The organism is Indolivaga capnocytophagoides DSM 22835, from assembly GCF_000426485.1.
Classification (GTDB): Bacteria; Bacteroidota; Bacteroidia; order Bacteroidales; family Dysgonomonadaceae; genus Dysgonomonas_A; species Dysgonomonas_A capnocytophagoides.
In genome coordinates this window covers 211,379-225,113 of sequence record NZ_AUFL01000005.1, presented here as the reverse complement: position 1 = coordinate 225,113, position 13,735 = coordinate 211,379, and the positions used below count along the sequence as shown (strand labels likewise).

The window sequence follows — 13,735 nt, the reverse complement described above, 5'->3', positions numbered from 1 at the left end:
TCAAGGTCTCAGACCTATTTATTAAATCAGTAAACGGATAGACGTACATTCAGTACTTGTTAACTGGTCTACTTGTTTACCATAATTAAATTACTAAAAATAACAAGTTATGAATTTGTTTGATAAAGTAAGTGAAGATATTAAAGACGCAATGCGAGCTAAAGATAAAGTAAGATTAGAAGCTTTGCGTGGTGCTAAAAAAGAATTTATTGAGGCTAAAACCTCAAAAGAAGGACATGGAGAGCTGGAAGATGATACAGCAATCAAGATTCTTCAGAAGATGGTAAAACAACGCAAAGACAGTGCGGAAATATATGTATCTCAGAACCGTCAGGATTTAGCCGAAAAAGAACTTGCCGAGGTGGCGGTACTGGAAGGGTATCTTCCTAAGCAGTTAACCGCAGAAGAACTGGAGGCTAAATTAAAAGCAATAATTACTCAGGTTGGAGCCAGTGGCCCTGCTGACATGGGTAAGGTAATGGGGGTTGCAACAAAAGAATTGGCTGGTTTAGCAGCCGGGCGTGCAATATCTGAGACTGTTAAAAAATTGCTGTCGTAAAGAACCGTATTTATACAAGTTTAGAATATTTAGGGGTTGTTGCTCAAGTCAATAACCCTTTTTTGTGTCTTTATGTAAATAAAATCCAATATTAGCTAGAGAACAAATCGTGTTAGTTTCGTGTTCTATTTTCGTAATAATAAATAACAGAATGTATTTGACGATATATTTCTGATTTGTAACATACTTTGGTTGTCTTACTTACCAAAGCAATAAAAAGGTCTGAGACCTTAATTCATATTTATGATAGACTTGTTTAATTTGCGGGAAGACTTTTCTCAAACCATACTGAATGAATCGGACGCATTGCCTGATCCTTTTGATATGTTTGAAGTATGGCTCAATGAGGCTATCGGGAGAATGGTTAAAGAACCCAATGCTATGAATCTGGCAACAGTAGGTCTGGATATGAAACCATCGTCACGCATTGTATTGCTTAAGCAATTCAGGAAAGAGGGATTCGTGTTTTTCACAAATTACGAAAGCAAGAAAGCCCATCAATTGGAAGAAAATCCACAATGTGCCTTAAACTTTATTTGGTTGGAAATGGAACGTCAGATAAGAATTGAGGGGCATGCCGAAAAGATATCATCGCAGGAGTCTGATTCGTATTTCGAAGTTCGTCCTGTGAATAGCCGTTTGGGGGCATGGGCATCTCCGCAAAGTGAAATTATTCCGGATAGAGAATATTTGAACAACTTACTCTCCGAATACAATCGGAAATTTGAAGGTAAAGAGATAACCCGTCCCGAGAATTGGGGAGGATATATTGTAAAGCCTACCCTTTTCGAGTTCTGGCAGGGGCGTTCGAGCCGTTTACACGATCGAATCCAATACCGCTTATCGGATAGTAGATGGATTATAAATCGAATTGCTCCGTAATCGGCTGATAATTAATTGATTAATTTGTTGGAAAGTTGTTTTGTTAACATTTTTCAGATCTAAAATCTGTGAAAATTTGGAAAATTAGGATAATTGACCTTTATTTGTAACTTTATAAATAGACTTAAAAACTACATCGCCTATAGAACAACATTACTCTATAATAAATACATATATTAGTAATGGATTCACTGAAAGCCAAGACTGACGAGGAATTGGTCATTGATTATGCAATAGGGAATAATCATGCCTTTGATGAGCTATTGAGGCGACATCGAAAGAATGTATATAACTATATATTCTTTATAATCAAGAATAGAGAAATGGCAGAAGATGTTTTTCAAGACACTTTTGTGAAGGCCATCATCAATATAAAACAGGGACGTTATATTGAGAATGGTAAATTTAAGGCGTGGATAATGCGTATTGCCCACAATCTGATTATAGACTACTTCCGCTTAGAAAGAAACGAAAATACTGTCTCAAATGATGAGATGGAAGTTGATTTATTGAATGATGCTACACTATGTGATATCACTATAGAAGATAAAATGGTTTGGTCTCAGATACTGACAGATGTTAAACGTTTGATTGAGTATCTGCCCGATAATCAGCGGGAAGTCTTGGAAATGAGATATTATCAGGATTTGAGCTTCAAAGAAATAGCCGATCAGATAGGGATAAGTATTAATACGGCATTGGGACGGATGAGATATGCCATTATTAATATACGTAAATTAGCTGAAGAAAACGGAGTTATTCTGCATGTGATTTAATTTATAATGTGTTTTCCTATTAGTGGTGGTGTGTTGGTCGAGAGCCTGAGACTTTAATCCTTAAAATCTAAAGTAAGCTGAATGGCTCTTGATATGCTTCCCGGACTATCATTTTTCTTTATACTTAATCCTAATAACCTGACTTTTTCCTGCATATCTATATGTTTGATCAGATCTGTCGCAACTTCCATCAGAGTATGATAGTCTGTTATGTTGCTTAATAAAGTCCGGCTTCTTGTTATCGTTTTAAAATTAACATACTTGACTTTGAGAGTAATCGTCTTTCCTTCAAAATTATTCTCTTTAATGCGTTCTATTACTTCTGCTGCTATTTCTTTAAGCGGCGGTATAAATTCTTCAATACTTCCCAGATCATTCATGAATGTATTTTCAGCACCGATAGATTTTCGTTCTCTGTTGGGTTCTACGGGGCGGTCGTCTATTGCTCTCGCATTGAGGTAATAAATGTGTCCTGCTTTACCGAAATGGCTGACCAGTTCTTGTTCAGATTTTAGCTTTAAATCCAATCCGGTTTTGATGCCCATCTGGTGCATATGCTGAGCTGTAATCTTACCTACACCGAAAAATTGCTCGATCTGTAGATTTTCAACGAATAACTCTGCATCCTTTGGTTTTATCACAAATATTCCGTTTGGCTTTTTATAGTCCGATGCTATTTTTGCAAGAAACTTATTGTGGGCTACTCCTGCTGATGCCGTTAGAGAGGTTTCTTCCAAAATCCGCTTTTTTATTTCCTGGGCGATCACTGTTGCATAAGGGATGTTTTTATGATTAATTGTTACATCCAGAAATGCTTCATCTAAAGATAATGGTTCTACGAGATCCGTGTATTCATGAAAAATATTCATAATCTGATTAGATGCAGTTTCGTAAGCATCAAACCTGCTATGTATGAATATTAATTGCGGACATTTTCGAAGAGCTGTTTTGGAAGGCATAGCAGATTTTACCCCGAAACGGCGAGCTTCGTAGCTGGCGGAGGCAACAACTCCCCGTTCTCCGGAGTAGCCAACGGCCACGGGTTTGCCTCGTAGTTCGGGATTATCTCTTTGCTCTATAGAAGCATAAAAGGCATCCATATCTATATGAATGATTTTGCGCATAGAACAAAAGTACAAAATGAAATGAAGAATGAGCAAGTATTTTCTTGGCAGGATTCTTTAAATTTCGTGATAGATATTTAAAATCCATGTTGACAAGATGAGAAACAGTAGTAAGAATTTCCACTTTCTGTCCAATGGTTGTTTTATATAGCTGAAAAATGAATTCCTTTTGGTGATAAGATCCCTTATGAGCCAGATTGCCGATATACTGATTGCAGCCGTAAACGGAATACATAAGATATTATAATACAGCGATTCCCCGATATGTCCATGCAATAGTGCCAGGCTGGCACGCCCCATGCCACATCCCGGGCATGGAATGCCTGTGATTAATTTAAACGGGCATATCGTTTTATACTCATGGTGTAAAGCGCAGTCCATGAGCAATAAAAATAAATAACCGGCAATAATAGATGCAATTGCTATAATGTTATTGTATGGGTATTGCCGGCTTTTTTCTATGAATATCTTAATTGGAGTAATGCGACATCCCATAGATGGATTGAACAAACAAATTATAGTTATATTCTCTTGTTCTGTCTTGTATTAAAAACCAATCGACAATTGTCCATATTCCGCATCCGCCACAGGTTAATAACTTACCTACGCCTAATCCTATATCATTTAATAAGAATCGGTCTATGCCCAATGGACCGACTAAAAGTGATATAACAAGAAGCATAGTCGGATCTTTGTAATCGGCTATTAAAACGGCTTGATATTGACTTTCAGTCAACTTTGACAGTTCTTGTTTGATTTGCATAAAATGCATCGGGGAAAACTTCTTTCCATGAGAGGCAAGAAACATATCAATTTGATTTTGACTGATTGCCGATTTCGTTGTTTCTGTATTTTCCATATTATACAATATTAAGTAAAAAAAGTATTTAATGATATTTTCAGTTCATGACAGACTTTGGTTGTTATACTTGCCAAAGATCAAGTAGGTCTGAGACCTTAGAGTAAAATCAAAAGTAAATGTTTTTTTTATATACTTAGTCCGAAGTGATCAATCTTTTTTCGGGACATAACGACTTTTGATAAAGTGTTAAGTCCTATATGCAAACATTTTTGTAATTTCGCAGATTGAATTTTAAATACGATTATGGAAATAGCAAGTAAGTACAACCCCGCAGAAGTTGAAGACAAATGGTACAAGTATTGGCTGGAAAATCGGTTTTTCCACTCCGAACCCGATAGCAGAGAGCCGTTTACAGTCGTCATACCTCCGCCAAACGTCACAGGTGTGCTGCATATGGGGCATATGCTTAACAATACTATTCAGGATATTTTGATCAGGCGTGCCCGTATGATGGGTAAAAATGCTTGCTGGGTTCCCGGAACAGACCATGCATCTATTGCAACCGAAGCTAAAGTGGTTGCAAAATTAGCAGCCGAAGGAATCGAAAAGAAAGATCTTTCTCGTGACGAGTTTCTGAAACATGCATGGGAATGGACTGATAAACATGGAGGTATTATTCTCGAACAGTTGAAAAAACTGGGTGCATCGTGCGATTGGGATCGTACATGTTTTACTTTGGACGAAAAGCGTTCCGAAAGTGTATTCAAAGTATTTACAGACCTTTATAATAAAGGATTAATATACAGAGGTGTCCGTATGGTGAACTGGGATCCGAAAGCTAAAACAGCTTTGTCGGATGAAGAGGTAATCCATAAAGAAGAACATAGCAAGCTGTACTATTTGAAGTATAAAGTAGTAGGTGACGACGATTATGCGGTAATAGCAACAACCCGTCCCGAAACTATATTTGGGGATATTGCAGTCTGCATTAACCCCAATGACCCGAAGACTGCCAGACTGAAAGGCAAACGGGTGATTGTACCTATTGTTAATCGTGAAGTACCTATCATTGAAGATGATTATGTGGATATGGAATTCGGAACAGGTTTCTTGAAAGTAACTCCTGCCCATGATGTGAACGACTATATGCTGGGTGAAAAGTACAACCTCGAAACAATAGATATTTTCAATGATGACGGGACACTTAATAAACATGGATTGGCATACGAAGGTATGGATCGTTTCGACGTTCGTAAAAAGATAGAAAAGGATCTGACTGATCTTGATTTATTGGAGAAAGCTGAACCTTATACCAATAAGGTAGGTTATTCGGAACGTACACACGTGGCTATCGAACCTAAGCTGTCTATGCAGTGGTTCCTGAAAATGGAACATTTGGCTGCTCCGGCAGCAAAAGCTGTTCAGGATGATACGATCAGATTCTTTCCAGCTAAGTTCAAAAATACATACAATCACTGGATGGAGAACATCAAGGATTGGTGTATCAGTCGTCAGCTTTGGTGGGGGCATCGTATTCCTGCTTACTATTTGCCGGAGGGCGGATATGTAGTTGCTGAAACTCCTGAAAAAGCATTGGAAGAAGCACGCAGGAAAACAGGTAATAGCAATCTTCAAATGTCGGATCTGAAACAAGATGAAGACTGTCTGGATACTTGGTTCTCTTCGTGGTTGTGGCCTATTTCTGTATTTGACGGAATTAATGAGCCTGATAATAAAGAAATAAATTACTACTATCCTACGAATGATTTGGTTACAGGACCGGATATTATATTCTTCTGGGTAGCCCGTATGATAATGTCGGGGTACGAGTACCGTCAGCAGCCATGTTTCCGTAATGTGTATTTTACAGGTATCGTTAGAGATAAGCTTGGACGCAAGATGTCTAAGCAGTTGGGTAATTCGCCCGATCCTTTAGACCTGATAGCCCAATACGGAGCAGATGGTGTCCGTATGGGATTGTTGTTGACTGCTCCCGCAGGTAATGACATTCCGTTTGATGATGCGCTTTGCGAACAAGGACGTAATTTTAACAATAAAATATGGAATGCTTTCCGTCTGATTAAAGGATGGGAAGTAGATGCAGCTATTGAACAGCCCGAATCGGCAAAGATAGCAATACAATGGTTCGATAATATCTTATCGAAGACTATCGAAGAGGTTGAAGATCTGTTCGGAAAGTATCGTCTGTCGGAAGCATTAATGCAGTTGTATAAGCTGTTTTGGGATGAATTTTCGTCATGGTATCTGGAGATGATCAAGCCTGCTTATCAAAAACCCATAGATGCGGTAACATATAATGCAACACTGGGATTCTTTGATTCACTGGTGAGATTACTTCATCCGTTTATGCCATTTATTACAGAAGAATTATGGCAAGCTTTGACTGACCGTCAATCGGGTGAAAGTCTTATGATTTCTGATATGCCCCAGTCGAAAGGATTTAATGCAGATTATTTGTCTGACTTCGAAAAGGTAAAAGAAATAGTGTCGGGTATCCGCACTGTACGACTTCAAAAAAATATTCCGAATAAAGAACTTCTTGGATTGGAAGTTTTAGGAGAGTATGCCAAGACATTTGATTCTGTTATTCAGAAAATGGGTAATCTTACAGCTATTGATCAGGTTTCGGATAAATCTTCGGGTTCAGTGACCTTCATGGTTGGAACAACCGAATTTGCTATTCCTCTCGGCAATAATATCGACATCGAAGCCGAGCTGAAAAAGCTTGAAGAAGAACTCACTTATCTGAAAGGATTCTTAATTTCTGTACAGAAGAAGCTGAGCAACGAAAAATTTGTAGCGAATGCTAAGCCCGAAATTGTGGAAAATGAACGCAAGAAACTGGCCGATGCCGAAAGCAAGATCAAAACAATAGAAGAATCGATAGAGTCTTTGAAAAAATAATCTCTCGATTGTTGATATATAAACGGTTCCCCTTCGATTTAAAAGGGGAACCGTTTTTTTATTCTATAGTAAATGTTATTTCTGCATAAGCCGATTGTCCGCAGCCTCTAGGTAAGGGAATTGCGAATATAGAGAAAGATGTTTTGCCCGGTTTTATTCCTTCTACTTTGAAGTTCAGGATAATAGCCGATTTATACATCTGTTCCATATATCGTCTATATTCTTTCATTGAATAGCTGGGTGGTAGGGAGCAACCTTCGGGTATGTTGATCTCGCTTAATTGAGCTACCCATAGTTTTCTATTATCAGTTGATATTGTCTTTAAGAATGATATTTCTTTTTGAATTTCATTAATTCGTATTTGTATATCCGATGGTTTAATCATTTCTTGTTCAATCGCATCGCCTACCATTATTATCTCTATTTCCTTTGTTGAAAGTCCTGTGTTACTTATCTGAAAAGATATGGGATGAGGTTCTCCAATTTTTAAATTATAATCCGAACCGTACACTGAGAATACGAGGTTGGTCTCAGACGGAGTTTCCTTTTGCTCTTTTTCCTTTTTTGAAAAGTGTAGCTTTATACCTTTATTAGGCATTATTTCTTCGAAATATTGATATCCTAATTGAATGTATAAGGGTGAAAGATGTATCAATGGAGCCAGCTTATCCAGATAGTTTTCCACCAATATCTGTTGCTCCCTGAATATTGAGAATATATCTTCAAAAGACTTATTATCAGGTAATATACTATTCCAGCTGTGTATTTCAGGAAAAGTGAATTTCAATTCATCATTGACATTATTGATAGAATGTTTCGTTTTGTCCATGCCGAATAAAGAGACATCCAGATAGTCACTGTCACTTACCATAGTACTTAAGACAGTTGTGCTTAATGATTCGGCTAAGAAAGAAGCTAGAATGTCGGTACTATTGGCTTTAAGATCAAAGTCTTCGTCGTATATCGAATACCATGGCGTAGATTTCTCTGAGGCTATGATAATACTTTTATCAGCTGATTCTTCATTTTCGGTGGTTTCGTAGCCCAGATCATTGTGGATTTTTATTATACAATCAATTATGTTCCGGTTAGAAAGGGATTCATGCGCAGGTATTTTAACCTGTAGGTTAGAGAAGAAAGCTCCCATATTTATGTGTTGTTTAAATGGTTCGAATGTAAATGTATGAAAAAAACACCTAGGGTCACAGACCTTTTATTTACTTTTTTATCTATGGGTAAATATTCTTTGAAAAGCTAGAATCTAATGGGGAAATGTGACAATAAAGGAAAAAAGTAACAATGGAAAAAGTCCATTTTTGGTATCACCTTTGTTACCTTTTGAGGAATTTTGTAGGCGCGAATAATTATTTGCCCGGTATTTGCAGGCGAAAGATTTTTCGCCACTACGGGCAGCTGAAGTAATAAAGGAAATAAAAAGTAACCTTCGAAAAGTGAACATAAAGTGTGTAACTTTTGTAACCTTTTTGGTAAAATATTGAAAAAGAATAAACAAATGCCCGTCATATTCAGTTATCTATCGAATACTTTGCCTATTTTTGCTTATTAGTGGCAGTTAGTGTTTAATTAATGCAGAATTTATTTTGATTTTGTCGAGCCACAAGAAATACCTCATGAAATAGAATAAAAAGGTCAGAGACCTTAAAGGAATAAAATGCTTATGAACAGAATATTTAGTATTTGTTTATTACTGATAGCTTTATGTGCAAATGCTCAAAATAAGAAGTTTACAATTTATGGCTCTATTGATGGAGCAGGATATAATGGTAAATACATTTATCTTCAGAAGATGTCGGATGACAGACGTTCTTTGGTAAAGATTGATAGTGCTCTGATTCAGAATAATGAATTCGTTTTCTCTGATTTGTCAAGAACGGAAGGTGTAGAGTTGGGGTTTGTGTCGTCACCTCAATTAAAAGATGCTCCTCAAGCACTGGTTGTCTTGGAAAGCGGAATTATTGATCTGAAAATGGGAAAACCTTCTTTTGCATCAGGTACTCCGGGAAATGAAGCATGTTATCGGTTTATTCAGGATCAGGAATTACAAAAAACAAAGTTGGAAGCTTTGCTTCAAAAAACAGAGTATTTAGATTCTGAGGAGGGAACTGCAGAATATGACGCTCTTTTGAATACGATTAAAACCAACGGATTTGAATATACAAAATCGAATATTGGCAATGAGGTTGGGGAATTCTTCCTATTCTCTTTTATCGAATTGTTCGAACCTTCGGATATTCTTGATTTATTATCTGAAACACGTCCTCAATTCCAAAATAGCCGGATGGGGAGCGAGATGAAAGCTTATTTTGAGAAGAAAGCCAAAACCGGAAAAGGAGCTAAGTTTATGGATTTTTCGATGCCTGCTCCTGACGGCAGACAAATATCTTTGTCTGATTATGCAGGGAAAGGAAAGATCATATTAGTAGACTTTTGGGCATCGTGGTGCGGTCCTTGTATTAAAGAAATGCCTCATGTTGTGAAAGCTTATAATGAATATAGGGACAAGGGTTTCGAAATAGTCGGAGTTTCTTTCGACACGGACGCCAGTGCATGGAAAGGTGCTCTATCCCGATTGAATATGACTTGGCCTCAGATGTCGGATCTGAAAGGATGGAAGAGTGAAGCCGGACAATTATATGGAATTACGAGTATTCCTTTTACTATGTTGCTGGATAGGGAGGGAACGATAATCGCAACAAACCTGAGAGGCGAGCAGTTGTCAAATAAATTGAAAGAATTGCTGGACTAAGGTCTCAAATTTTACTTAATTAATAATTATAAATAAATAAGCATGAAGAAACTATTATACCTATTACCGGTAATAGCTTTATTATTGGCTTCTTGTACGAAGCAGAACGAATTGAACGGGACATTCGCCAATAAATCTAACGATGGCAAGATGGTTTACCTATTGTCAATGAAATCATTGAAGGATAATTTTGAGCCGATTGATTCGGTTATTGTCCATGATGGGAAATTTAAATTCAAATTAAAAGAGACAACCGAACCTTCTGTTGGTTACATTGTTGTAAAAGAAGCCGCTGAGGGTACACCCAATGGCATTCCTTTTGTTTATGAAAATGGAACTATAGAGGTTGCAATAGATAGTGTCGCTAAAACTTCGGGTACACCGATGAATGATAAGTGTCAGGTTTTCTTTAATAAACTATCAGATGTAGTAAAACAGTTGGATGCGCTGGATTTAAAAATATATCAGGCAACAGACGATGTTGTACGTCAGGGTTATATGTCTCAGATGGATGCTTTGAACAAGCAAATGGGAACTATTGGTTATGATTTTGTTAAGGAAAATATCAAAAATAAGGTCGGAGAGTTCTATTTCATATCCTTTATGGGTGTTTTCTCTGATGAACAAGTGAAAGAACTGCAGGCGTTATCAAGCCCCGAACATCAGAAACTGATAGAAGAGATTCTTTCAATGAAGCAGGCTCAGAACGGTGGCGGAGGATTTGTTGGTAAAAAATATATTGATGTCAAAGGAGATTCTCCGGCCGGAAAGAAAATCGCTTTATCTGATTATGTTGGTAAGAATAAACTGGTATTGGTTGATTTTTGGGCATCGTGGTGCGGGCCTTGTGTTCAGGAAATGCCTAATGTGGTAAAAGCATATGCTGCTTATAAATCAAAAGGTTTTGAAATAGTCGGTATTTCTTTGGATGAAGACAAAGCTGCATGGACTGCTGCTTTGACAAAAATGAATATGACTTGGCCGCAAATGTCGGATCTGAAAGGGTGGGGTAGCGAACTAAGTGCTCCTTATCATGTACAGGGTATTCCGTTTACACTATTGATTGATCAGGATGGGAATATTATCGCAGAAAATTTGAGAGGTGATCAATTAGAGCAAAAACTCGCTGAATTATTGAAATAAGGTCTCAGACCTTTTTATTACTTTGGTAAGTAAAACAATCAAAGTCTGTTATAACCTGAAAGTATATCATTAAATATTTTCTTTTACTTAATATAGCAGACAAATGTAAAATGTATATTAACTCGTTTATTGATTTAACAAATAGGTCAGAGACCTTAAAATTGAAGAAAGATGAAAAAAGTTTCTTTACTGTTCCTAACATTGGCGGTTGTTATGGCTGCTTGTACAAGTAAACCCGAGAAGAAGGAATTTGCTCTGACCGGGAAATTACCTTCTGCGGAGTATGATGGAAAACAAGTTTATTTGCAGATTATTGACGAAAACACTGGTGACTATGTTTCCGTAGATACTGCGACTGTAGCCAATAGTACATTTGTGTTTAGCGGATCGGCGGCAGAAGCTCCTGCTATCCGTTTTGTTTCAATGGAGGCATTGCGCCGTCCGGCTGTATTTGTTTTGGAAGCCGACAGCATAGAGATGTCTTTTGATACCACTTATGTGGCGACTATCAAGGGTTCGGATCTGAATGATAAGTATCAAGCATTTGTCGATAAGCGAAACACTATCGGCGAAGGAATGGCTGCTATCAGCAAAGAGGAAGAAGCTGCCAAGGAAGCTAAAAAACTTACTCCTGAATTAGAAGCCAAATTGGAAAACAGTTATGATTCTGTTTATAATGAAATAAAAGCTGCAACTTTCGACTTTACCAAGTCTAATATATCTAATGTTTTAGGACAATATGTTCTTTTAGATAGAGGTGTTTCATTTTCAGCCGCTCAGTTGAAAGAGTTATTGCCAGGCTTGGATGCTAAACTGAAAGCCAATGCAAAGGTTCAAAAATTGGAACAGAGATTACAGGCTTTGGATGCTACAGAAATAGGTAAACCATTTGTAGATGTCAAAGGCGCGACTCCTGCCGGAGAAACAATTGCATTGTCTGATTATGCCGGAAAAGGAAAAGTGGTATTAGTAGACTTCTGGGCATCATGGTGTCCTCCTTGTCGTGCAGAAATGCCAACTGTAGTAGAAGCTTATAAAAAGTATAAAGCAAAAGGATTTGAGATTGTCGGTATCTCTTTAGATGATGACAAAGCAGCATGGGAAAAAGGCATCAAAGACCTGAATATAACATGGCCTCAGATGTCAGATCTGAAAGGTTGGAAAACAGAATTGGGTGCTGCTTATGCAGTAAACAGCATTCCTCATACTCTACTTTTGGATAAAGACGGTAAGATTATCGAAAAGGACTTGAGAGGTGATGCACTGTTAAAGAAACTCGCAGAAATATTGAGATAAGGTTGCAGATTTGTTTGTGACTTAAAAGATAACAAGAGAAAAGCTCAGAGTAGACATTCTATTCTGAGCTTTTTGTATTATGGGTTACAGTATCTTAATGCCAGATAGGTAATTGTTCCGACAGAAGTTCGCAGGGCCTCTTCATCGATAAGAAATGTCGGGGTGTGTAATCCTGTACAATGCTGCATACCCATTATCCCATACCGATAGAACGTACACGGATATTCCTGAGAAAAGAAGCCGAAGTCTTCGGATGTCATACGTTTGGGCAATCCCAGCACTTTGTCTTCTCCCAGATATTCTATGGCGAAAGACTTGGCTGTTGCTGTTACTTGTTCGTTGTTATATGTGCAGGGGTATCCGTCATAGACCTCAATATCGCATTGGCATCCATATGCCTTAGCTGTGCTTATCGCTATCTCTTTTATAATAGGCTTTAGCTTGTTTCTCTCTTCTTCGTCCATGCAGCGAAGAGAGCCTGCAAGAGTAACTTCGTTGGGAATGATGTTGGTCGCACCATCGGCAATGAACTTCCCGAATGTCAGTACACATGGTTTGAACGGGTTGGATCGGCGACTTACTATTTGCTGCATTGATACTATTAACTGAGAGGCCGCAAGTACCGTGTCGTTGGCTTCATGAGGTATAGCTCCGTGCCCTCCTTTGCCCTTGATTTTGATATGGACTTCATCTGCCGATGCCATGATAACTCCTGCCTCGAAACCGACAGTTCCAACGGGATAATCGACATAAGCATGTTGTCCTATTATAATGTCAGGTTTATACGTATCGAAGATGCCGTCTTTCAGCATCAGGCTTGCTCCTCCGGGATGTTTTTCTTCTCCGGGTTGGAATATGAACAGGATTGTACCTTCGAAAGAATCTTTCAGGTCGTTTATGATTCTGACAGCTGAGAGTAAACTTGCTGTATGTGTGTCGTGTCCGCAAGCATGCATTACACCTTCGTTTTCCGATTTAAAACTGACGGGGTTTTGTTCAGTAATGGGGAGTGCATCCATATCCGCTCTGAGAGCTATAGTACGTGATGTTGGGTTCTGTCCTTTTATACACGCTAGTATGCCAAATCCTCCGATGTGGCTGCGGTATTCTATACCCCAGCCGTTCAGCCGTTTTTCGATGTATTCGGATGTGCTTTTCTCTTCGAAAGACAATTCGGGATGCTGGTGTAAATGCTGATACTGGGTTACAGTATCTTTATGATAAAGTTTGACTTTTGCCTTGATCGCATTCGTAAGTTCTGATTGTTCCATTTTCATATTTCTGATGACTTGAAATGAAGTCTTAAAGTTATGAATAAGATTTAAAACTAAGCCATAAAAGCATTTAATGATGTGTTTTAAGTGATAGCTTACTCTTGCTGTTATACTGGCAAAGTCAATAAATAGGTCTGAGACCTTATTGTTTTATCTATCTAAAGTAGTATTTTTGTAATTTGTGAAT

Annotated in this window: 12 protein-coding genes; 7 read left to right on the top strand and 5 right to left on the bottom strand. The window is 38.0% G+C overall.

The genetic code is table 11. The annotated features are described in order from the left end of the window. The first annotated feature begins 109 nt into the window (after positions 1 to 109). The 3 genes from K322_RS0102635 (at position 110) to K322_RS0102625 (ending at position 2,217) form a co-directional block, all read left to right on the top strand. Positions 110 to 559, top strand: coding sequence for a GatB/YqeY domain-containing protein (locus K322_RS0102635; protein ID WP_026625475.1), 450 nt, complete (start codon positions 110 to 112; stop codon positions 557 to 559). Between the two features lie 243 nt (positions 560 to 802). Further along, on the top strand, positions 803 to 1,441 hold the full coding sequence (gene pdxH, locus K322_RS0102630) for a pyridoxamine 5'-phosphate oxidase (protein ID WP_035331145.1): 639 nt from the start codon (positions 803 to 805) through the stop codon (positions 1,439 to 1,441). Positions 1,442 to 1,623: 182 nt separating this feature from the next. After that, entirely contained in the window at positions 1,624 to 2,217 is a 594-nt protein-coding gene (locus K322_RS0102625; RefSeq protein ID WP_026625473.1) for an RNA polymerase sigma factor, read from the top strand. Positions 2,218 to 2,270: 53 nt separating this feature from the next. Here the strand turns inward: K322_RS0102625 and dinB are convergent, their stop codons facing one another. The 3 genes from dinB to K322_RS0102615 all read right to left on the bottom strand — a co-directional run bounded on the left by dinB (position 2,271) and on the right by K322_RS0102615 (position 4,200). After that, the gene (gene dinB, locus K322_RS0102620; RefSeq protein ID WP_035331201.1) at positions 2,271 to 3,341 is read right to left on the bottom strand and encodes a DNA polymerase IV; all 1,071 of its coding nucleotides are present in this window, start codon (positions 3,339 to 3,341) and stop codon (positions 2,271 to 2,273) included. Between the two features lie 57 nt (positions 3,342 to 3,398). After that, positions 3,399 to 3,722: a DUF2752 domain-containing protein gene (locus K322_RS20530; RefSeq protein ID WP_157279376.1), complete on the bottom strand. Its 324-nt coding sequence runs from the start codon at positions 3,720 to 3,722 to the stop codon at positions 3,399 to 3,401. Between the two features lie 88 nt (positions 3,723 to 3,810). After that, positions 3,811 to 4,200 (bottom strand): TM2 domain-containing protein, encoded by a 390-nt coding sequence (locus tag K322_RS0102615; RefSeq protein ID WP_051290596.1) that lies wholly within the window; start codon positions 4,198 to 4,200, stop codon positions 3,811 to 3,813. A 246-nt stretch (positions 4,201 to 4,446) separates the two neighbouring features. Between K322_RS0102615 and K322_RS0102610 the strand changes: the two genes are divergently transcribed. After that, complete coding sequence (locus K322_RS0102610) at positions 4,447 to 7,068, top strand: valine--tRNA ligase (RefSeq protein ID WP_026625470.1); 2,622 nt, start codon at positions 4,447 to 4,449, stop codon at positions 7,066 to 7,068. Between the two features lie 58 nt (positions 7,069 to 7,126). Here the strand turns inward: K322_RS0102610 and K322_RS0102605 are convergent, their stop codons facing one another. Further along, complete coding sequence (locus K322_RS0102605; RefSeq protein ID WP_026625469.1) at positions 7,127 to 8,215, bottom strand: hypothetical protein; 1,089 nt, start codon at positions 8,213 to 8,215, stop codon at positions 7,127 to 7,129. 531 nt (positions 8,216 to 8,746) lie between these two features. On the opposite strand from K322_RS0102605, the gene K322_RS0102600 reads away from it, so the two are divergent. The 3 genes from K322_RS0102600 (at position 8,747) to K322_RS0102590 (ending at position 12,274) form a co-directional block, all read left to right on the top strand. After that, positions 8,747 to 9,835, top strand: coding sequence for a TlpA disulfide reductase family protein (locus K322_RS0102600; protein WP_026625468.1), 1,089 nt, complete (start codon positions 8,747 to 8,749; stop codon positions 9,833 to 9,835). Between the two features lie 42 nt (positions 9,836 to 9,877). Further along, a complete protein-coding gene (locus K322_RS0102595; protein WP_026625467.1) occupies positions 9,878 to 10,978 on the top strand; it encodes a TlpA disulfide reductase family protein in 1,101 nt (366 codons plus the stop codon). 171 nt (positions 10,979 to 11,149) lie between these two features. Continuing rightward, positions 11,150 to 12,274 carry a TlpA disulfide reductase family protein gene (locus K322_RS0102590; RefSeq protein WP_026625466.1) on the top strand — a complete coding sequence of 375 codons (1,125 nt, stop codon included), beginning with the start codon at positions 11,150 to 11,152 and terminating at the stop codon, positions 12,272 to 12,274. A 77-nt stretch (positions 12,275 to 12,351) separates the two neighbouring features. On the opposite strand, the gene K322_RS0102585 is transcribed toward K322_RS0102590, so the two are convergent. Continuing rightward, positions 12,352 to 13,545 carry a M20 metallopeptidase family protein gene (locus tag K322_RS0102585; RefSeq protein WP_035331143.1) on the bottom strand — a complete coding sequence of 398 codons (1,194 nt, stop codon included), beginning with the start codon at positions 13,543 to 13,545 and terminating at the stop codon, positions 12,352 to 12,354. Positions 13,546 to 13,735 lie beyond the last annotated feature (190 nt).

What these genes read in the sequence shown, in the direction of transcription:
- K322_RS0102635 (WP_026625475.1), top strand. Translation starts at nt 110, where the DNA reads ATGAATTTGTTTGATAAAGTAAGTGAAGATATTAAAGACGCAATGCGA.
- pdxH (WP_035331145.1), top strand. Translation starts at nt 803, where the DNA reads ATGATAGACTTGTTTAATTTGCGGGAAGACTTTTCTCAAACCATACTG.
- K322_RS0102625 (WP_026625473.1), top strand. Translation starts at nt 1,624, where the DNA reads ATGGATTCACTGAAAGCCAAGACTGACGAGGAATTGGTCATTGATTAT.
- dinB (WP_035331201.1), bottom strand. Translation starts at nt 3,341, where the DNA reads ATGCGCAAAATCATTCATATAGATATGGATGCCTTTTATGCTTCTATA.
- K322_RS20530 (WP_157279376.1), bottom strand. Translation starts at nt 3,722, where the DNA reads ATGGACTGCGCTTTACACCATGAGTATAAAACGATATGCCCGTTTAAA.
- K322_RS0102615 (WP_051290596.1), bottom strand. Translation starts at nt 4,200, where the DNA reads ATGGAAAATACAGAAACAACGAAATCGGCAATCAGTCAAAATCAAATT.
- K322_RS0102610 (WP_026625470.1), top strand. Translation starts at nt 4,447, where the DNA reads ATGGAAATAGCAAGTAAGTACAACCCCGCAGAAGTTGAAGACAAATGG.
- K322_RS0102605 (WP_026625469.1), bottom strand. Translation starts at nt 8,215, where the DNA reads ATGGGAGCTTTCTTCTCTAACCTACAGGTTAAAATACCTGCGCATGAA.
- K322_RS0102600 (WP_026625468.1), top strand. Translation starts at nt 8,747, where the DNA reads ATGAACAGAATATTTAGTATTTGTTTATTACTGATAGCTTTATGTGCA.
- K322_RS0102595 (WP_026625467.1), top strand. Translation starts at nt 9,878, where the DNA reads ATGAAGAAACTATTATACCTATTACCGGTAATAGCTTTATTATTGGCT.
- K322_RS0102590 (WP_026625466.1), top strand. Translation starts at nt 11,150, where the DNA reads ATGAAAAAAGTTTCTTTACTGTTCCTAACATTGGCGGTTGTTATGGCT.
- K322_RS0102585 (WP_035331143.1), bottom strand. Translation starts at nt 13,545, where the DNA reads ATGGAACAATCAGAACTTACGAATGCGATCAAGGCAAAAGTCAAACTT.